At 65.7% G+C, this 18,447-nt stretch carries 19 protein-coding genes and 1 riboswitch; of the genes, 9 read left to right on the top strand and 10 right to left on the bottom strand.

Going from position 1 to position 18,447, the window contains the following annotated elements; genetic code table 11:
• Positions 1-38: 38 nt before the first annotated feature.
• Complete coding sequence (locus BRAD3257_RS04240; RefSeq protein ID WP_122400794.1) at positions 39-698, bottom strand: TIGR02594 family protein; 660 nt, start codon at positions 696-698, stop codon at positions 39-41.
• Positions 699-913: 215 nt separating this feature from the next.
• On the opposite strand from BRAD3257_RS04240, the gene BRAD3257_RS04235 reads away from it, so the two are divergent.
• A complete protein-coding gene (locus tag BRAD3257_RS04235) occupies positions 914-1,777 on the top strand; it encodes an alpha/beta fold hydrolase (protein ID WP_122400793.1) in 864 nt (287 codons plus the stop codon).
• Positions 1,778-1,854: 77 nt separating this feature from the next.
• On the opposite strand, the gene metW is transcribed toward BRAD3257_RS04235, so the two are convergent.
• The 3 genes from metW to BRAD3257_RS04220 all read right to left on the bottom strand — a co-directional run bounded on the left by metW (position 1,855) and on the right by BRAD3257_RS04220 (position 4,119).
• The gene (gene metW / locus BRAD3257_RS04230) at positions 1,855-2,517 is read right to left on the bottom strand and encodes a methionine biosynthesis protein MetW (protein WP_122400792.1); all 663 of its coding nucleotides are present in this window, start codon (positions 2,515-2,517) and stop codon (positions 1,855-1,857) included.
• Positions 2,518-2,519: 2 nt separating this feature from the next.
• On the bottom strand, positions 2,520-3,722 hold the full coding sequence (gene metX / locus BRAD3257_RS04225) for a homoserine O-acetyltransferase MetX (protein ID WP_122406366.1): 1,203 nt from the start codon (positions 3,720-3,722) through the stop codon (positions 2,520-2,522).
• A gap of 94 nt (positions 3,723-3,816) precedes the next feature.
• Positions 3,817-3,896, bottom strand: a riboswitch (SAM riboswitch).
• A gap of 4 nt (positions 3,897-3,900) precedes the next feature.
• Positions 3,901-4,119, bottom strand: a complete 219-nt coding sequence (locus tag BRAD3257_RS04220; RefSeq protein WP_122400791.1) for a hypothetical protein — start codon at positions 4,117-4,119, stop codon at positions 3,901-3,903.
• Here BRAD3257_RS04220 and BRAD3257_RS04215 point away from each other — a divergent pair.
• The 3 genes from BRAD3257_RS04215 to BRAD3257_RS04205 are packed head-to-tail and all read left to right on the top strand — an operon-like array spanning position 4,118 to position 7,029.
• Entirely contained in the window at positions 4,118-4,966 is an 849-nt protein-coding gene (locus BRAD3257_RS04215; protein ID WP_122400790.1) for a chorismate mutase, read from the top strand. The two genes, BRAD3257_RS04220 and BRAD3257_RS04215, sit on opposite strands and share 2 nt — an antisense overlap.
• A 33-nt stretch (positions 4,967-4,999) precedes the next feature.
• Complete coding sequence (gene hisC, locus BRAD3257_RS04210) at positions 5,000-6,097, top strand: histidinol-phosphate transaminase (RefSeq protein ID WP_122400789.1); 1,098 nt, start codon at positions 5,000-5,002, stop codon at positions 6,095-6,097.
• Positions 6,094-7,029, top strand: a complete 936-nt coding sequence (locus BRAD3257_RS04205) for a prephenate/arogenate dehydrogenase family protein (RefSeq protein WP_122400788.1) — start codon at positions 6,094-6,096, stop codon at positions 7,027-7,029. Before hisC ends, BRAD3257_RS04205 begins: the two co-directional genes overlap by 4 nt.
• An 86-nt stretch (positions 7,030-7,115) precedes the next feature.
• Here BRAD3257_RS04205 and BRAD3257_RS04200 read toward each other — a convergent pair whose 3' ends face one another.
• Positions 7,116-8,300 carry a DUF2125 domain-containing protein gene (locus BRAD3257_RS04200; RefSeq protein WP_122400787.1) on the bottom strand — a complete coding sequence of 395 codons (1,185 nt, stop codon included), beginning with the start codon at positions 8,298-8,300 and terminating at the stop codon, positions 7,116-7,118.
• Between the two features lie 110 nt (positions 8,301-8,410).
• On the opposite strand from BRAD3257_RS04200, the gene BRAD3257_RS04195 reads away from it, so the two are divergent.
• Positions 8,411-9,022, top strand: coding sequence for a gamma-glutamylcyclotransferase (locus BRAD3257_RS04195; RefSeq protein ID WP_122406365.1), 612 nt, complete (start codon positions 8,411-8,413; stop codon positions 9,020-9,022).
• Here the strand turns inward: BRAD3257_RS04195 and BRAD3257_RS04190 are convergent.
• The 4 genes from BRAD3257_RS04190 to ftsE form a co-directional block, all read right to left on the bottom strand.
• Positions 9,019-9,792 (bottom strand): lysophospholipid acyltransferase family protein, encoded by a 774-nt coding sequence (locus BRAD3257_RS04190; RefSeq protein ID WP_122406364.1) that lies wholly within the window; start codon positions 9,790-9,792, stop codon positions 9,019-9,021. The two genes, BRAD3257_RS04195 and BRAD3257_RS04190, sit on opposite strands and share 4 nt — an antisense overlap.
• A gap of 23 nt (positions 9,793-9,815) precedes the next feature.
• The gene (locus BRAD3257_RS04185; RefSeq protein ID WP_122400786.1) at positions 9,816-10,520 is read right to left on the bottom strand and encodes a YdcF family protein; all 705 of its coding nucleotides are present in this window, start codon (positions 10,518-10,520) and stop codon (positions 9,816-9,818) included.
• Between the two features lie 333 nt (positions 10,521-10,853).
• On the bottom strand, positions 10,854-11,822 hold the full coding sequence (locus tag BRAD3257_RS04180; RefSeq protein WP_122400785.1) for a cell division protein FtsX: 969 nt from the start codon (positions 11,820-11,822) through the stop codon (positions 10,854-10,856).
• A complete protein-coding gene (ftsE, locus tag BRAD3257_RS04175; RefSeq protein WP_122406363.1) occupies positions 11,815-12,474 on the bottom strand; it encodes a cell division ATP-binding protein FtsE in 660 nt (219 codons plus the stop codon). The genes BRAD3257_RS04180 and ftsE overlap by 8 nt, the downstream gene beginning before the upstream one ends.
• A gap of 191 nt (positions 12,475-12,665) precedes the next feature.
• Here ftsE and BRAD3257_RS04170 point away from each other — a divergent pair, with 191 nt between their 5' ends.
• Both BRAD3257_RS04170 and BRAD3257_RS04165 read left to right on the top strand, forming a co-directional pair.
• Positions 12,666-13,544: an MJ0042-type zinc finger domain-containing protein gene (locus BRAD3257_RS04170; RefSeq protein ID WP_162500099.1), complete on the top strand. Its 879-nt coding sequence runs from the start codon at positions 12,666-12,668 to the stop codon at positions 13,542-13,544.
• A 38-nt stretch (positions 13,545-13,582) separates the two neighbouring features.
• On the top strand, positions 13,583-13,957 hold the full coding sequence (locus BRAD3257_RS04165; protein ID WP_100232458.1) for a response regulator: 375 nt from the start codon (positions 13,583-13,585) through the stop codon (positions 13,955-13,957).
• A 217-nt stretch (positions 13,958-14,174) separates the two neighbouring features.
• Here BRAD3257_RS04165 and BRAD3257_RS04160 read toward each other — a convergent pair whose 3' ends face one another.
• Positions 14,175-16,856: a TIGR02302 family protein gene (locus tag BRAD3257_RS04160; protein WP_122400783.1), complete on the bottom strand. Its 2,682-nt coding sequence runs from the start codon at positions 16,854-16,856 to the stop codon at positions 14,175-14,177.
• Positions 16,857-17,024: 168 nt separating this feature from the next.
• On the opposite strand from BRAD3257_RS04160, the gene BRAD3257_RS04155 reads away from it, so the two are divergent.
• Positions 17,025-17,408, top strand: a complete 384-nt coding sequence (locus BRAD3257_RS04155) for a carboxymuconolactone decarboxylase family protein (RefSeq protein WP_122400782.1) — start codon at positions 17,025-17,027, stop codon at positions 17,406-17,408.
• Between the two features lie 145 nt (positions 17,409-17,553).
• Positions 17,554-18,444 carry an NAD(P)-dependent oxidoreductase gene (locus BRAD3257_RS04150; protein WP_122400781.1) on the top strand — a complete coding sequence of 297 codons (891 nt, stop codon included), beginning with the start codon at positions 17,554-17,556 and terminating at the stop codon, positions 18,442-18,444.
• The last annotated feature ends 3 nt before the right edge of the window (positions 18,445-18,447 follow it).

The raw sequence follows: 18,447 nt of genomic DNA, 5'->3' as shown, positions 1-18,447 counted from the left end.
GGATTGCTTCGCTTCGCTCGCAATGAGGGTGACGAGCCTCAATTCGGCATCACATACGCGTAAATCCGGCCGCGCGAGACCGGCGCTTCGCGGACGCGGTTGCCGTTGTTGCCGGAGATCATGATCGGATTGCCCTGCGCGTCGATGCCGGTGATGATGCCGACATGGCCGCCGCGGCGGCCGCGCGACATCACCGCGATGGCGCCGACCTGCGGGCCTGAGACGCGCGTGCCGTAACGAGCGAACGAGCTCGCCATATCGGAGCCGGTGCCCTTATGTCCGGTATGCTCCAGCACCATGTTCATGAAGCGCGCGCACCAGAGACTGCCGCGCCCGGTCGGATTGCCGCCGAGATAGCGGCGCGCCTCGGACACGAGGCCCGATCCGCCGGCCAAGCCGCCGCTCGCAGCCATGCTGTCATTGCCCGTGCCGCCGCCGTTGGCATTCGGATTGTAGCTGGCCTGCGTGTCGGCGAAGCCGCCCGCCTGCAACTGCGCGGCGCTGCGCTCGAAGCGCGAGCCGCGTGCATGATGGCGGTGGTGATGATGCCTGGCGTGGTGCACGTAAGCGTGCCGCTCTGCGCTATGACGATGATGTGGCCGGGCCGAGGCCGGAGAAACGAACGCGGCAACCGCCGCGAAGAAAAACGCCAGCGCGACAACACACCGCGACAGGCGGAACGCAAACAACTCGACCATACGTCATCCTTCGTTACACCCCACTTCCCGTCGGCCCGTGCGGTGGCCGACATCCGGCGGGCCGTAAAGCTTCCGGATGTGGCGAGAAAAAGACGCCACGCCCGGGCGAATGGCTGCGATGATTGTGTATCGGGACTGGCCTGATGCTGCCGCATTGCGGACAACTGCGTTAACTGCGATCCTGCAAACGCGGCTTGAAGAGAGGGAAACAGTTAATGCCCCACGCCACGACCAGGGACGACGTTCGCATCTATTTCGAAGAGGCGGGTCAGGGAACGCCGATACTTTTTCTGCACGAGTTCGCGGCCGACTACACCAATTGGGAGCCGCAGATGCGCTACTTCTCGCGCGGCCACCGCTGCATCACCTATTCGGCGCGCGGCTACACGCCGTCGGACGTGCCCGACGGCGAGGTCTACACCTACACGCATTTCTACACCGATGCGCTTGCGGTGCTCGATCACCTCGGCATCGAACGCGCACATCTGGTCGGGCTGTCGATGGGTGCCTACTCATCGCTGCAGATCGGATTGAACACGCCGCAACGCGCGCTGTCGATGACGCTGGCCGGGGTCGGCTCCGGCTCGGAGCTCGAGAACCTGGAAGCCTGGCGCAAGCAGTGCCGCGCCAATGCCGAGCAGTTCGAGACGCTGGGCTCCGCCGAGGTCGCGAAAGTCACGCGCGAGGCGCCGAGCCGGATTCCGTTCCTGGTGAAGGACCCGCGCGGCCACGCGGATTTCTATGCCGCCCTGGCGCGGCACGATGCCAAGGGATCGGCGCGCACCATGCGGGGCTTCCAGGGCGGCCGCCCCTCGATCTACACGATGACGGATGCGATCGCGAAGGTGTCGACGCCCGCGCTGATCATCTGCGGCGACGAGGACGATCCCTGCATCGGGCCGAGCCTGTTCCTGAAGAAGCACCTGCCCGCAGCGGGCCTCGCGATGTTTCCGAAATCCGGCCACGTGCTCAATCTCGAGGAGCCGGCGTTGTTCAACAAGAGCGTCGAGCGGTTCGTCACGCTGGTTGAGGCGGGCCGCTGGCCGGTGCGGGACCCGAGGTCGCTGGCCGCGCATTGAGGCAGTGGCTCACCACACGCGTCGCAATGACGGAGGATAGATCTCGACTCCTCAACTCATGGAGCGCGGATGGACAGCTACTTCCCTCCACCCCGGCTCAGCAGAAACACGCCTTGCTCGCCGAACATGTTCCACACCCACCAGGGCAGGTTCAGCGGCACGGGGCGGCCGTGGAGATCGAGCGCGATCGAGCGCTCCATCTTGACGTTGATCTCGTCGCAGAGCTGCACGAAATCCTTGATTGTGCAGAAATGGATGTTGGCGGTGTCGTACCAGGTCGCCGGCAGATTCTCCGTGCGCGGCATGTGGCCGCCGATCAGGAGCTGGAGCCGCATCTTCCAGAAGCCGAAATTCGGGAACGACACGATGGCGCGGCGGCCGATGCGCAACAGGTTCTCCAGCACGACCTTCGGCTGCCGCGTCGCTTGCAGCGTCTGCGACAGAATCACATAGTCGAAAGCGTCGTCGGGATAGTTGACGAGGTCGGTGTCGGCATCGCCCTGCACCACCGCAAGCCCCTTGGCGACGCAGCGATTGACGCCCTCACGCGACAGCTCGATGCCGCGGCCGTCGATGCCGCGGGTTTCCAGCAGCTGGAGCAGATCACCGTCGCCGCAGCCGACGTCGAGCACTTTGGAGCCCGGCTTGACCATCTCGGCGACCAGCAGGTGGTCGGCACGAAACTGGCCGGACGGCGCGGTCGCAACGCGGTTCAGAGGCAGCACTTGCTGGACGGACATTGCTAGCGGTCCTTGAGGCTGACCCCGCGGGCCTTGCCTGCCGATTGCAGGAAGGCGCGGGAGATGTCGAAAAATTCGGGCACGTCGAGCAGGAAGGCATCATGGCCGCGATCGGTCTCGATCTCGGCGAACGACACCCGCGCGCTCGAAGCGTTCAACGCATGCACCAGCGCGCGCGATTCCGAGGTCGGGAACAGCCAGTCGCTGGTGAAGGAGACCACGCAGAAGCGGGTCTTGATGTCGGCGAAGGCCTTGGCCAGCACGCCGCCGTGATCGGCGGCGATGTCGAAATAGTCCATCGCGCGCGTCAAATAGAGATAGGAGTTGGCATCGAAGCGCTCGACGAAGGACGAGCCCTGGTAGCGCAGATAGCTTTCGACCTGGAAGTCGGCGTCGAACGAGAAGGTCGGCAGCTCGCGGTCCTGCATGCGCCGGCCGAACTTGCGGTGCAGCGCCGCATCCGAAAGATAGGTGATGTGCGCCGCCATCCGCGCCACCGCGAGCCCGCGATGCGGATGGATGCCGCGGTCGGCATAGCCGCCACCGTGCCAGTCGGGGTCGGCCATCACGGCCTGGCGGCCGAGTTCGTGGAAGGCGATGTTCTGCGCAGAGTGCCGCGTCGCGCAGGCAATCGCCAACGCGGAGAACACGCGAGCAGGATATGCCGCGGTCCATTGCAGCACCTGCATGCCGCCCATCGAGCCGCCGACGACGGCAAACAGCGTGTCGATGCCGAGCCGGTCGATCAGCATCGCCTGCGCCCGCACCATGTCGGGGATGGTGATGACAGGGAAATCCAGGCCCCAGACCTTGCCGGTCGCGGGATTGATCGACGCCGGCCCGGTCGAGCCCATGCAGCCGCCGATCACGTTGGAGCAGATGATGAAGTAGTGCTTGGGATCGATGGGTCGGCCGGGGCCGACCAGCGTCTCCCACCAGCCGGGCTTGCCGGTGACGGGATGCACATTGGCGACATGCTGGTCGCCGGTCAGCGCATGGCAGATCAGCACGGCGTTGGAGCGATCGGCGTTGAGCTCGCCATAGGTCTGGTAGGCGATCTGGAACGGGGAGAGGTCGACGCCGCAATCGAGCCGCAGCGGCTGCTCGGTGCCGAAATGCGCGACTTGCGAGCTTGGATGATCCACCTCGTGCGACCGTTCGTCGGCGCTGATCGCAGGACTCGGTATCGACTTGACGCTACCCATCTCGGACATCGACCTCGTTTGCGACTGGCTACTAGACCGCGCCGCTGACATCAGGCCATGAAAAACCCGGCCTGAACGATAGGTTCGGCCGGGATCGGAAGCGTCCCCGGCCTGTTTAGCGAATTTTTTAACGTGGCTGCAAGCCGGCCGGCTCAAATGACCACGGAACAGGCAAAAGCTACCGTCTCGGGCCGTTTTCGTCAAGTCGCGGCCCGGATCGAGCCAATTCGCCTCTTGCGCCGTGAACGGAAAGGGCCGTCATTTCTCTTTGCTTTCGTCGGCCCGACTGCCTAATCAGGACATTGATCGCAGCGGTGACGGCCTTACCAATTGTCTTGCCGATCCGCACCGGAACGTCCTTCAACAGCCCAAGCTCTTCAACAATCAAGTCAGACATGACCCAACGTCCGCCCGCGCCACCATCGCTCCAGGAACTGCGCAAGGAGATCGACGCGATCGACGAGGGCATGCATCGCCTGCTGATGCAGCGCGGCGACATCATCGACCGCCTGATCCAGGTGAAGCAGACCCAGGAGGTCGGCTCGGCGTTTCGGCCTGCGCGCGAGGCCGACATGATGCGCCACCTCGTGCAGCGCCATCGCGGCATCCTGCCGCTCGACACCGTCGAGAGCATCTGGCGCGTCATCATCTCGACGTTCACCTATGTGCAGGCGCCATTCTCCGTGCATGCCGACGTCTCGGTGAGCGAGCCGGCGATGCGCGATTCCGCGCGCTTCCATTTTGGCTTCACGGTGCCTTACGTCGCGCATTTCAGCGCGCAAGCCGCGGTCGAGGCGGTCGCGAGATCCAAGGGCGACCTGGCGCTGGTCTCGGCCACCTCCAGCCGCACACCATGGTGGCTGGAGCTCGAAGCGGAAGGCGCACCGAAGATCATCGCGCGGCTGCCTTTCGTCGAGCGTGCCGATCATCCGGCGGCAATGCCGGTGTTCGCAGTCTCGCGCGTCGCCGACAGCGCCCTGGTGACGGAGGTCGAGACCTTCAGCGTACGTGTCTCCGGGTGGAACGCCGAGGTCGCGCGCGCCCTGTCGCCGCTCGCCGAGATCGTGGCGGTGCCCGATACCGCCTTTGACGGCGCGGCGCTGCTGGTCTCGGTCACCAGCGCGACCAGCATCGACAAAATCAGGGCTGCCCTGATCGAGGCGGGGGCCTCGGTGCGCTCCACGGCCCTCGTCGGCAGCCACGCAACGCGCTATACGGTGCCCCCGACCGGGGCGAAATCGTAAATCGCGAGCAGCCCAGCCTATCCGGAGTCCAAGATGTCCCGCCCCGTGCCGAATCCCGGCATTCTCGATATTGCGCCCTACACGCCCGGCAAGAGCCCGGTGCCTGAGCCGGGCCGCAAGGTGTTCAAGCTCTCGGCCAACGAGACGCCGTTCGGGCCCTCGCCGAAGGCAATCGCGGCCTTCAAGCACGTGGCGGATCATCTCGAAGACTATCCGGAAGGCACCTCGCGCGTGCTGCGCGAGGCGATCGGCCGCTCGTTTGGGCTCGATCCCAACCGCATCATCTGCGGGGCCGGCTCCGACGAGATCCTCAATCTGCTCGCGCACACCTATCTCAGCCAGGGCGACGAGGCGATCTCCACCACGCACGGCTTCCTGGTCTACCCGATCGCGACCATGGCGAACGGGGCCAAGAATATCGTTGCGCCCGAAACGAACTTCACTGCCGACGTCGATGCCATTCTCAAGGCGGTCACGCCGCGCACAAAGCTGGTCTGGCTCGCCAACCCCAACAACCCGACCGGCACCTATCTGCCGTTCGACGAGGTCAAGCGGCTGCGCGCCGGCCTGCCCTCGCACGTGCTCTTGGTGCTCGACGCCGCCTATTGCGACTATGTCTCGCGCAACGATTACGAGATGGGCATCGAGCTGGTCGCCACCACCGAGAACACCGTGGTGACGCACACCTTCTCCAAGATCCACGGCTTGGCCGCGCTGCGCATCGGCTGGATGTTCGGGCCCGAGCACATCATCGATGCGGTCAACCGCATCCGGGGTCCCTTCAACGTGTCGACGCCGGCGATGTACGCCGCGGTCGCCGCGATCGAGGACACCGCGCACCAGGCGATGTCGAAGCAGTTCACCGAGACCTGGCGCAACTGGCTGACCGAGGAGATCGGCAAGCTCGGGCTGAAGGTGACGCCGAGCGTCGCCAATTTCGTGCTGATCCATTTCCCGACCGACAAGGGCAAGACCGCTGATGACGCCGACGCCTTCCTGACCAAGCGGGGCCTCGTGCTGCGCGGGCTAAAGAACTACGGCCTGCCGCATGCGCTGCGCATGACCATCGGCACCGAGGAGGCCAACCGCCTCGTGGTCGAGGGCTTGCGCGACTTCATGGGCGGCAAATGAGCACGACGGCGCACTTCCAGCGCGTCGCGCTGATCGGCTTCGGCCTGATCGGCGGCTCGATCGCGCGCGCCGCGAAGCTTCAGGGCCTGGCCGGCGAGATCGTCACCACCGCGCGCTCGGAAAAGACGCGCGCGCGGGTTGCCGAGCTCGGCATCGTCGATCAGGTCGTTGCGACCAATGCGGAGGCGGTGAAGGATGCCGATCTCGTCATCCTCTGCATTCCCGTCGGCGCCTGCGGACCTGTCGCTCAGGAGATCGCCGCGCATCTGAAGTCGGGAGCGATCATCTCCGACGTCGGCTCGGTCAAGGGAGCGGTGGTCAGGGACATGGCACCGCACCTGCCGCAGGGCGTTCATTTCGTGCCGGCGCATCCGGTGGCGGGCACCGAGCATTCGGGCCCGGATTCCGGCTTCGCCGAGCTCTTCATCAACCGCTGGTGCATCCTGACGCCACCTGATGGCACCGACGCGGCGGCGACCGATCGCCTGCGCGCCTTCTGGGCCGCGATGGGCGCCAAGGTCGAGGTGATGACGCCGGATCATCATGATCTCGTGCTCGCGATCACCAGCCATCTGCCGCATCTGATCGCCTACACCATCGTCGGCACCGCCGACGAGCTGGCGCAGGTGACGGAATCCGAGGTGATCAAATTCTCTGCCGGCGGTTTTCGCGATTTCACCCGCATCGCGGCGTCCGACCCGACGATGTGGCGCGACGTGTTCCTCGCCAACAAGGAAGCAGTGCTGGAGATGCTCGGCACCTTCACCGAGGATCTCGCAAAGCTGACCCGCGCGATCCGGCGCGGCGACGGCGAGGCGCTGTTCGATCACTTCACCCGTACCCGCGCCATCCGCCGCGGCATCGTCGAGATCGGCCAGGATTCGGCGGCGCCGGACTTCGGCCGGCCGCATGCGGCGCTGAAGAAGCCGTGAGCGCTTAGCCCGGATGGATGGAGCGCAGCGCAATCCGGGGGTTCTTCGATACGGCCGGCGCTGTCCCGGATTACGCTACCGCGCAGTCAATACAGCGGCGGGATCTGGCCGACCTTGACCGGGCCGAGCAGCACGGCGCCGTCGACGAATTTCAGCGGGAAGCTCCGCGCCTTCTTGCCTTCAAGCGTGCTCTCGGTGCCGATCGAATTGATGCCGGCAGCAACGCCGGCATTGGCGTTCTGCTTGATGACCTTGCCGAGGCCGGGAACGGCGCGGTCGAGCGCGCCGAACAGATTGTTGAGGTCCTGCGACTTCACGCCGGGCGCGACACGGTCGAGCGTCGCCTGCGGCACGCCTTCCTCCAGCATCTTCTCGATGCCGAGCGCCGGGATCACGCGCTCGAGGCCGGCCACCGTCATCCGCAATTCGCCGTCGAGTCGACCATTGGCCGAGAGGCCGAGCGTGCCGGCCGCAACCGCGATCATCTCGCCCTGCTGGATCCGCGACTGGACGATCTCGATGTGACCGCCGGCAGCCTGGATCTCGCGGAAGCGCTGCGGCCAGGGCTTTGGCGTGAGGTCGGAGAGGCCGGTGATCTTGGCGCGGGTGTCCGCCTCGAACGGCTCGGCAAGCAGCGGATGCACGCCCTGGATGCTGCCTTGCGCGACATGGAGCACGGTCTCGATCACAGGATGATCCGACGGCGATCCGTCGGCGAGGCGGCCGTGCAGCTCGACCTGCTTGGCGCGCGCAAGCGGCACCTGCACGCTGCCATCGAGACGGTTGAGGCTGGGATCGTCGAACACGATGGAAGCACGGTCCGGCACGGCCGGCAGGCCGGCCACGCTGGCGCGGCCCTTGCTCCAATTCACCACGAAGGTGTTTTGCGTCACCCCGTCGATGAGCGTCGCAGGCGCGGAGAATTCGGCTATGACGCGCTTGGGGTCGTAGACCTGGGCGACGACCAGGATGTTGTCGAGCTTCGCCGTGAACGGCGTCTTGCTCGCATTTTGCGAGACCAGGGCGACGCTCGCGCCGGAGCACTGGACCTCGAAGCGGAATGGGAAACCCGCGATCGAGCGCTTGGCGCAATCATAGATGCGGCCGGATTTGGCTTCCTGCGCCCGCCAGGCGTCTGCGGCGATTTCGGCTTGCGACGCGGCGTAGAACCAGAAGCAACTCCAGGCGACGGCGAGGATCAGCAGGAGAACGGGTGCGATGAAAAGGCCCCAACGGGAGCGGCGGCCTGTGGCAACGGTCATATCGGACATGCGGCGACCCTTTGGCCCCAGATTCAGGCAAATGTAAGCGGGGCCGGCCCCCGACGAAAGACGGAGAATTCGCTTCGCTTCGGAACATGGTTCTGGTAGCCGTTCCCGAAATGTCCGAAATCTCCCTCCCCTCCGTCACCACCGCCAAGGGCGACCTCTGGGTGTTCGGCTACGGCTCGCTGATGTGGCGGCCGGGCTTCGACTTCGAGGAACGCGTCCCGGCGCGGCTGGTCGGCGAGCATCGGGCGCTCTGCGTCTATTCCTTCGTGCACCGCGGCACGCCGGAGAAGCCGGGCCTGGTGCTCGGGCTCGACCGCGGCGGCGCCTGCCGCGGCATCGCCTTTCGCGTCGCCGAGAAGAACCGCGCCGATGTCGTCGCTTATTTGCGCGCGCGCGAGCAGGTCACGTCGGTCTATCGCGAGGTGATGCGCTCGGTATGGTTGGAGAACGATGCGCGGCAGCGCGTCTCCGCGCTCGCCTACGTCGTCGACCGCGGTCATGTGCAATATGCCGGCCGTCTGTCGCTCGCCGAGCAGCACCGCCATGTCATCCAGGGCCACGGCCAGTCCGGCGCCAACCGCGACTACGTCACCGCGACGGTGAAGGCGATCGAGGCCGAAGGCTTTCGCGACGCGCAGCTGCATCAGCTTGCATTGATGCTGCATGGTGATGCGCATTCGCCGCACGCGCCGGCTCCGAACGAAGACAGCGAAAGTCGCTAGCCGCTGGTCGGCGCGTAGCTTGGCGCGCTACCGATCAACTGCTCCTGCTCTTTCCGCCCCGCTTCGACGAGACGCCCGGTCGCGTCCTCGATGACCGTTTGCACGCGGGAGAGAAATTCGTCCTTCGGCAGACCCGGCGGCAACGGTTCGAGAAACTCCACCACGAGCGTGCCCGGATAGCGCATGAAGGTGCGACGCGGCCAGAACAGGCCGGAATTGAGCGCGATCGGCAGGCACGGCACGCCGCAGGACGAATAGATCTGTGCAAAGCCGGTCTTGTAGTCGGGCGGCGCGCCGGGAGCACGGCGCGTGCCCTCCGGAAAGATCACGAGCTGGCGGCCGCTGCGTACCGCCTCGCGCGCCCGCCGCGTCATGTCCAGAAGCGCCTTCACGCCGGCATTGCGGTCGATTGCGATCATCCCGGTCTTGACCAGGAATTGACCGAACACCGGGATCTGCATGAGCTGGCGCTTGAGGATGAAGATCGGCCGGTTGAAGAAACCCGGCAGCACGAACGTCTCCCAGAAGGACTGATGCTTCGCCACGATCAAGAGCGGACCTTCCGGGATGTTCTCGACACCGCGGAATTCCACCTTGATGTTGCAAACCACCCGCATCAAGACCAGCGTTGCCTTGGCCCACCATTCCGCCACCGTCAGCATCGCGCGCGGCGGCAATGCGAAGGTCGGCAGTGCCACGATCGCAAGGCAAACAAGCACGGCGTAGAACAGCACGTTGAACACGAGCGAGCGCAGGAAAATCAGAAACATCGACGGTCCGATCAATTTGCCAGTCAATTGGCCTGGGCGGTGGCGGGCCGCCTCGGTTGCTGACCCGCAGGCTGCTCCGACATCTCGGGCGAAAGGTCAATCCCGAAATCCTCCAGCCGGACCCTGAGCTCGGCCGCGATGTACTTGACATATTCGGACAGGAGCAGGCGCAGCGTCGAACCCGAGGTCCACCACGGCTCCTCGCGCCATTTGTCGCCGACCACCGCAAAGGGGATCAGCGTCGTCTGTGGCATCGCGTGCGAGAATTCCACCAGCGCGCGCGGCATGTGATAGTTGGAGGTGACCACGATCAAAGATGTAAATCGGCGCTCATGCGCCCATCGCCGCGCCTCGGCCGCGTTGCCGCGGGTCGAGAGCGCGGTGCGGTCGAGATCGACGCAGCAGGTCATGAAGGATTGGTTCTCCGGCAAGGTCCGGGAGATGTCGCTCGCCGTCGAGGTCGGATGCACGCCGGAGATCAGGAGCCGCCTGCCGTAGCCGGCAGCCAGCAGCTCCATGGCGTCCGATACCCGTGAGGAGCCGCCGGTCAGCACCACGATGCCGTCTGCCTTGCGGTCCGGCACCATCTCGGCGCCGCGCAATTGCGACAGGAACGCAATGAAGCCCGCCGCCGCGCCGACGAAGGCGAGCGCGATCGTCGACACGATTGTCGCGCGCAGCCAGCCGCGCGGCAGTTTCGGCGATCGATCGTCGGTCGGCGAGGTCATGCGATGTCGGTGATCCCTTCCCTGAGTAATTTTATGACGTTTTGAGGCGAAGTGGAGTCCGGTTTGAAAGGCTTATCAATGCTACGAAACTGTCAGGCCGAAAAGTCGATTCACCCTCTCCCCTTGTAGGGCCTTGTGGGAGAGGGTGGCTCGTCGCGACAGCGGCGAGACGGGTGAGGGTTCTCTCCGCGCATTCACCTCAGCATTTGTACGCTTGGACAGAACCCCTCATCCAGCGCCATAGCCGAAGCTTCGCTGCGGCGTTCTCGAGAACGGAGGCCGAAGGCCTCCTATGCCACCTTCTCCCGCGAGGGGAGAAGGAAAGAAAAGAACTCAATCAACATCATTCAAGGTCGCGAACAGGGTCTGGCGCGAGGCCACCGCGGTGATGCCGCCGATCAGCACGGCCTGGACCGCAAGCACGATGTAGCCGGATGGCCGCAGCGAGAAGGTGCCGAGCAGCGCGGCGAACTGGTCGCCGACGGGGGTACCGGAAAACCAGCCTGCGATGGACTCTGAGAAGCCGAACACCAGCATGGCGGCGCCGCCGCCGATCACGCCACCTTCCAGACCCAGCCTGAGGAAATGACGCAGGAAGTGATTGGCGATGTAGCGGTCGCCGGCGCCAACGAAATGCAGGACCTCGACGATCGGACGGTTCGCCGCCATGGCGCCGCGGGTCGCGAACGAAACCGAGATGATCGTGGCGATGATGACGAGCGCGAGGATGCCGAGGCCGGCCAGCACGGTGGCGTTTGTCATCACGCGCATGCGCTCGATCCAGGCGCGATGATCGTCGACGCTGGCCCCCGGCGCGACCTGCGTCACGCGCGCGCGCAAGGCGCCGAGATCGAGCGGCGTGCCCGGTTGCACGCGCGCGATGATCATGCGCGGCACCGGCAGATCGTCCATCGACAGGCCGGTGCCGAGCCAGGGCTCGAGCAGCTTACCGCTCTCCTCCTTGGTGAACGACTTGACCTCGACGATGCCGGCTTGCGCGCGCATCGCCTCCGCCACGGCGGCGGTGTCGCGCTCGATATCACGGCCGGCCTGCGGACGAACCTGGATGGTGATTTCGCTTGCCACGTCCGACTGCCATTCCGCGGCGGAGGCACTCACCAGTAGCACCGTCCCCGTGGTCATCGAGGCGAGGAAGGTCATGATGGCGACGACGGCGACCAGCGCTCTGCCATGGATCGAGGCGCGCGGCACGATCGGCGACATGTTGCGCGCCTTGGCCGGAAGCTGCGGACGCTCCTGTCCGAGATCGACCAGCACGCCGCGCTCGTCTAGCCTACTCATAGACGTGCAGCCGTCCCTGGTGCAGCACCAGCCGCCGTGCCTCGTACTGATCCATCAGGCCGATGTCGTGAGTGGCGATGATGACGGCGGTGCCTGATTTGTTGAGCTCGATGAAGAGCCGCAGCAGGCGCCGGCCGAGCGTCGGATCGACGCTGCCGGTCGGCTCGTCCGCGAGCAGCAGCTGCGGCCGCGAGATCACGGCGCGCGCGATCGCCGCGCGCTGCTTCTCGCCGCCCGACAGGATCGGCGGCAGCGCGTCCATGCGATCGCCGAGGCCGACCCAGCGCAACAGGTCGATCACCTCCTTGCGGTAGCTCGACTCGCTGCGGCCCATGACGCGGAACGGCAGCGCGACGTTCTCATAGGTCGTCATGTGGTCGAGCAGCCGGAAATCCTGGAGGACAATGCCGATGCGCTTGCGCAGGTCCGCGATCTCGTCCTTGCCGAGCTGCGAGATGTCGTGGCCGAACAGATTGACGAGGCCCCGCGTCGGTCGATGCGAGAGGAACAACAGACGCAGCAGGGAGGTCTTGCCGGCACCGGAAGGTCCGGTGAGAAACTGGAAGGAATGCGCCGGGATCTGGAAATTGAGATCGCGCAGGATCTCCGGCCCCAGACCGTAACGCAATCCGACATTTTCGAACCGAACCAAGTTCAGCTCCGTTCGAGAGGGGGCGCGGGTCGCGCTGCGGCACTCCGCCATGCGCGATCATCGGGTTTTGCCGCCGTTATGGTTTCCGGTTCGTTAACGGTCGCCCTGTAGCATAAGGGCGCCCGGTTCTCCGCGGCCGCGGCATCGTCAAGACCAGTCCAAGACCTTCGTTCATACATCAAGGCTCGTCCATGCATATCGTCTGCCCCCATTGTATGACATCCTACGCCATCAAGCTCGCGAGCCTTGGGGCGAACGGACGAGCGGTCCGCTGCTCCCGCTGCAAGGAGACCTGGATCGCGCATGCCGAGGATGCCATCGAGGAGGCGTCCGTTCCCGCGATCGCCGCGGCCAGCCGGGCCGACGACCAGTCCGACCTCGCCGAGCAATGGAACTCCTATGCCAAGGACGACGGCACCATTGATGCGCCTGTCGTCGACAGTCCCTCAATCGCCAGCGACTGGCCGGACCAGGAGGCCCGCGAAACCGAGGACGAATGGTCAGCGGCGGCCCGGCAGGCCGAGGAGGAGGCCGCCGGTGCACAGCACCAGTCCTGGTTCCGCGGCCTGTTCCGCCGCCGCGGGGCGCGGGTGAGCCGCGCGGTCGCCACCACGGCTCCGCGCAAATCCTATTTTGGCCTCCCGACCGCCTGCGCCGCGATGGGCGCGCTGGTCCTGGCACTGGTGATCTGGCGCGGCGACGTGGTGCGGCTGCTGCCCCAGACGGCGGCGTTCTACAAGATGGTCGGGCTCGAGGTGAACCTGCGGGGCCTCGCCTTCAAGGACGTCAAGCTCTCCAGCGAGACCGTGGACGGTAAGCAGGTGCTGGTGATCGAGGGCGTGATCGTGGGCGAGGGCAAGAAGCCGCTCGACATCCCGCGGCTGCGCTTTGCCGTGCGCGACGCGCAAGGCGCGGAGATCTACGCCTGGAACACGGTGCTGGAACAGACCGTGCTGCGGCCCGGCGAGCGCGCCTTCTTCCGCTCGCGCCTTGCCTCGCCGCCGCCTGAGGGCCGCAATATCGACGTTCGTTTCTTCAACCGGCGCGACATCGCCGGCGGCAGCGTATAATCGACCCCACAGGGGAGATTGATCCCAAGGTTGGTCTCATGCCGAAAATCTTGATCGCCGACGACGAGGATTCGATGCGCACGCTCGTGGCGCGCGCCATCGCCATGGACGGCCATGAGACCGTCACCGCCCAGGACGGCGCCGAGGCGCTGGAGATCCTGACCCGCGAGGACGGCGCCTTCGACCTGTTGCTCACCGACATCCAGATGCCGGTCATGGATGGCATCGCGCTGGCTCTCTCGGCCGCGCGCGATTTCCCTGATCTGACCATTCTGCTGATGACCGGCTTTGCCGACCAGCGCGAGCGCGCCTCGAACCTGAATGCGCTGGTGCATGACGTCGTGACCAAGCCTTTCTCGGTCGCCGACATCCGCACGGCCGTGGCGGATGCGCTGGCAGCGAGGAAGGGTTAGCGCAGCGGCTACACACTCCCCTGTCATGCCCCGGCTTGCCGCCTTCGCTAAAGCTTCGGCGGCCGAGCACCCTTGTGGCCCCGGCGTAGCCTTGGCGAAGCCGGGACCGGGGCATCCAGTACGCCGCGGCGGATGTGCCAAGAGCGAGCTCTTCAACGCCGGTCTCTGGAATACTGGATCGCCCGGTCAGGGCCCGGCGATGACAGCGAGTGTGACGTTAAAACTCTTTCAGCAGCCGCTCGATGTAGTCGAGCTCGATCTGCGGGCGCGAGGGGTCGCCGAGACGACGGCGGAGCTCTTCGAGAATGCGGCGGACACGCTGGGTGTCGATCTCGCCGGGAATCTTGACCGTGTAATCGTCACCATATTCGCGCCCGTGCAGCGGACGGCCCAGCGGGTCGGTCTGGTTGCCACCGCTCTGCTGACGGCCGGCGCGTTGGCCGGGTCCGTCGCCCTGGCCGTCACCGTCACCCTGCTGCATCGCCTCGGCCATTTTCTGCGCACCCTTGCGCATCGCATCGAGCGCCTTGCCCTGCGAGTCCACGGCGCCGTCGGCATTGCCCTCGCCGAGCTTTGATCCCGCATCGCCCATGGCACCGTCGGCAGCATCCAGACTGCCGTCGTCATCGCCCTGGTCGCCGTCCTGATCGCCGTTCTGGCCGGGCTGGCCCTGATCCCCTTGCTGGCCCTTCTGTCCCTGTTGGCCCTTCTGCCCCTTTTCTCCCTTCTGCATGAGGCCGCGCTTGGCAAGCTCGTCCTGCAGCTTCTTCAGGCGGTCGCGCAGCCCCTGCTGGTCCTGCTGCAGCTCCGACATGGACTGATCGCCCTGCTTGCCGCGCGAGCGGTCGCGCCGGGAATCCTGGCCCTGCTTGAAGGTCCTGTCGCGCAATTGCTGCTGCTTGCGGATCATGTCGCCGAGCTCGTTCAGCGCCTGCTCCATGTCGCTCTCGCCGGACTGCCCCGGCTGCGCCATCTGGAGACCTTCCAACATCTGCTGGAGCTGGTCGAGCAACTGCTTGGCCGCATCCTTGTCGCCGGAGCGCGACAGGCGCTCCATGCGGTCGATCATGTTCTGCAGATCCTGCTGGCGCAGGACCTTGGTGTTCGGGTCGAGCGGCCGCGCCAGCTGCTGCGGGTCATTGTTGTTGCGGAACTGCTCGGCGAGCTGGCGCATGAAATCGTTCAGCGCCTGACGCAGATCCTGCGTGAGCTTCTTGATTTCTTCGTCGCTCGCGCCACGCTCCAGCGCCTGCTTCAGCGCGTCCTGAGCCGCGCGCAACGCCTTCTCGACGTCGGAGATCTTGCCGTCCTCGATCGTCACCGCAAGCGCCCACAGGCTTGCCACGACCTCGCGCAGGGCATCATCGGTGCGCGCGGCCTCGAGCTGTCGGGCCACGTTGTGCAGGCCGAGATATTGTCCGGGCTCCGGCGTGAACATTTCGGGCGCGATCATCAGCGCGTCGAGCGCGGCATACACGTCGGAATTCTTGTTCGCATCGAGCGCGAGAATGCGGCGCTGCTCGATCAGTGCACGTGCCAGCGGCTTGGTGAAGAGCCGTTCGGGCAGGCGCATGTTGAACGGTTCGCTTGCGGCCTCGTTGCCGGCCTCGTCCTTGGCCGTGAGGGTCAGCGTGACCTCGGCGCCGGCATAGGGATCCTCGCTGAGATCCTTCACCGACTGTCCGATGCCGTTGCGGGTCCGCGCATTCGGCAGCGCGAGCGGGAATTGCGGTGGCTGGAACAGAGGCCGCGGAGCCGCCCTGGTGTCACCATCGCCGGCAGCAGCCTTCGTCCCGTCCTTCGTGCCGTCCTTTGTACCGTCCTTTGTACCGTCCTTTGTACCGTCCTTGGCATCGGTCGACCGCGGGGCAAATTTCGCCTCGGCGCCGGTGACGCCGTAATCGTCCTCAAGCTTGTAGGAGAGCTGGAGCGCGCCGCGCGCCTGGCGCTCCGGGTCCTTGGCGAGCGCGATCGTCGGCGGACGGTCCGGCGTGGCCGCAAACGCCCATTGCGGCTGGCCGGAAGGCGCGCGGACACGCGCGGTGCCGTCGCCGGAAATGGCAAAGTGCTTTTCGTTGGTCCCCTTGGGGCTGGCTTCAGTTGGGGCGACTTCCTTGAGTCCGCCGGAGACGACGACATCCAGACTGCCACCGGAAGAGCGCACGATCAGGGTCGAGCCGGCGGGAACGGAAAGCGGGCCGCCGGCGGGCAAGGCCGCAGCCTCCTTGTTGGCGGCCGACAGGATGACCGGCGGCTTACCGGTGTAGAGCGGCGGCGTGACCCAGGCGTCGACGCGAACATTGGTCGGCGCCAGCACCCCGTTCCAGTCGAAGGCAGCGCCGAGCCGCATCGCACGCTCGTCACCTGCGGCGAAGAAGGTCGCAACCAGCATCACCATGACAAGGGCACGCAGCGCCCAGGGGTCGTGAAGCGCGAGCCGCGGGTGCGGCAGACCGGCGCGGATGCGCTTGATGGAGGCGAGCGTACGCTCGCGCTGCGCCTGCCACAGCGCCTGCGCGACCGGGTCCTGCGAGGTCAACGTGTCCGTGAGCGTGGTGGCCGGGCGGTGACGGATGCCGGAGCCACGGTCGAGCCGGGCGAGCGCTTCCTCGCGGCTCGGCCAGCGGAAGCGAATCAGCGGGAACAGGGCGACGACTGCAATCGCAGCGAAGAGGGCAAGGCCGATGGCCCGGGCAACGAACGGCACGGCGAGCCAGAGACCAGCCCAGGACACCACCAGGAACAAGCCGGCGACGGTCAGAAGGCGCGCCACATTGGGCCAGGCACGCTCCCACGCGATGGCATAAGTAGCCCGATCAAGGGCCTGCGCCAGCTTCAGCCGCGACAGCGCGTCACTGTTGCGGATCGGGCCTGACGGGCCGGGGGTGACGCCGTTCAATCAACTCTCCAGGTTGCCCGGTAGAGAAGAGCCTATCACAACGGCAGCACTGAGGCATCCGTTCCGGTACGGAGGAGCCTCCTTTTCCCGCATAACACGAGGACGTGACTGGCCCGGTGCAACCCCGTAATTTCCGCGCGCCATCCCTGTTGGAACAAAGGAAACGCCATGGACAAGAAGATGCACGACAAGGGCCTGGAAGTCCGCAAAGCGGTGCTGGGCGAGGCCTATGTCAACAACGCCCTGAAGAACGTCGACGATTTCAACCGTCCGTTCCAGGAGATGCTCAACGAATATTGCTGGGGCGCGGTGTGGGGCCGCGAGGAGCTGCCGCGCAAGACCCGAAGCATGCTCAACATTGCCATGATCGCGATCCTCAACCGCCAGCACGAGTTTCGCGCGCATCTCAAGGGTGCACTCACCAACGGCGTCAGCCGCGAAGAGATCCGCGAGATCCTGATGCAGGTCGCGATCTATGGCGGCATGCCCGCCGCGGTCGACAGTTTCCGCATCGCGCGCGAGGTGTTCGCCGAGATCGATGGGAAGGCGTGAGGCGGCGTGTGAGTGAGGGGCGCAACGTTCCTCCTCATCGTCGTCCCGGATCAGCGCGCGCTTGAGGCGCGCTTGTCCGGGACGACACGGGGGATGGAGCGCGGATTTTCACGACAGCAACGAATAACAACCACAAGGAAACACCATGGACATCGGATTCATCGGCCTCGGAAACATGGGTTTTCCGATGGCGCGGCGGCTGATCGAGGCGGGACACGGGCTCGTGGTATTCGACACGCGCAAGGAGGTCATGGACAAGCTGGTGGCGCGCGGCGCAATTGCGGCGGCGTCACCGAAGGACGTCGCCGATCAAGTCGAGACCGTCATGGCGAGCCTGCCTTCGCTGCAGGCTTCGCTCGAGGTCGCAACGGGAGCGAACGGCGTGATCGAGGGCAAGCGCGCCAAACGTTTCATCGATCTCTCCACGGTCGGCTCGGCGATGGCCGTGAAGATTCACGGCCTCCTCGCCAAACGCGACATCGTGCAGATCGACTGTCCCGTCTCCGGCGGAGTCGGCGGCGCCGAGAAGGGCACGCTGGCAGTGATGGTGTCGGGCCCGAAAGCCGAGTTCGAGCTGCTCAAGCCGGCGCTCGACGTGATCGGAAAGGTGTTCTTCATCGGCGAGAAGCCCGGCGCGGCCCAGACCATGAAGCTCGCCAACAATTTCCTGTCGGCCACCGCGATCGTGGCAACGTCGGAAGCCGTGGTGATGGGCGTCAAGGCCGGGCTCGATCCCGCCGTGATGATCGACGTCATCAATGCCGGCTCGGGCATGAACACGGCGAGCCGCGACAAGTTCCCGCGCTCGGTGCTGCCGCGCACCTTCGATTTCGGCTTCGCCACCGGACTGATGGTGAAGGACGTGCGGCTGGCGCTGGCGGAGATGAAGCAGCTTGGCCTGTCGATGGAGGTGGCGGATGCGGTCGGACGGTTATGGGAGACCGTGATCAGCGCGGAAGGCGCCGAGTCCGATTTCACCGCGGCAATCAAGCCGATCGAGGAGAAGGCGGGCGTGGTGGTCGGGCGGAAGACATAGCGC

The organism is Bradyrhizobium vignae (genome assembly GCF_900324035.1).
GTDB lineage: Bacteria > Pseudomonadota > Alphaproteobacteria > Rhizobiales > Xanthobacteraceae > Bradyrhizobium > Bradyrhizobium vignae.
Note: the sequence above shows the minus strand (reverse complement) of the source record. Positions and strands in the feature narration are given on the sequence as shown.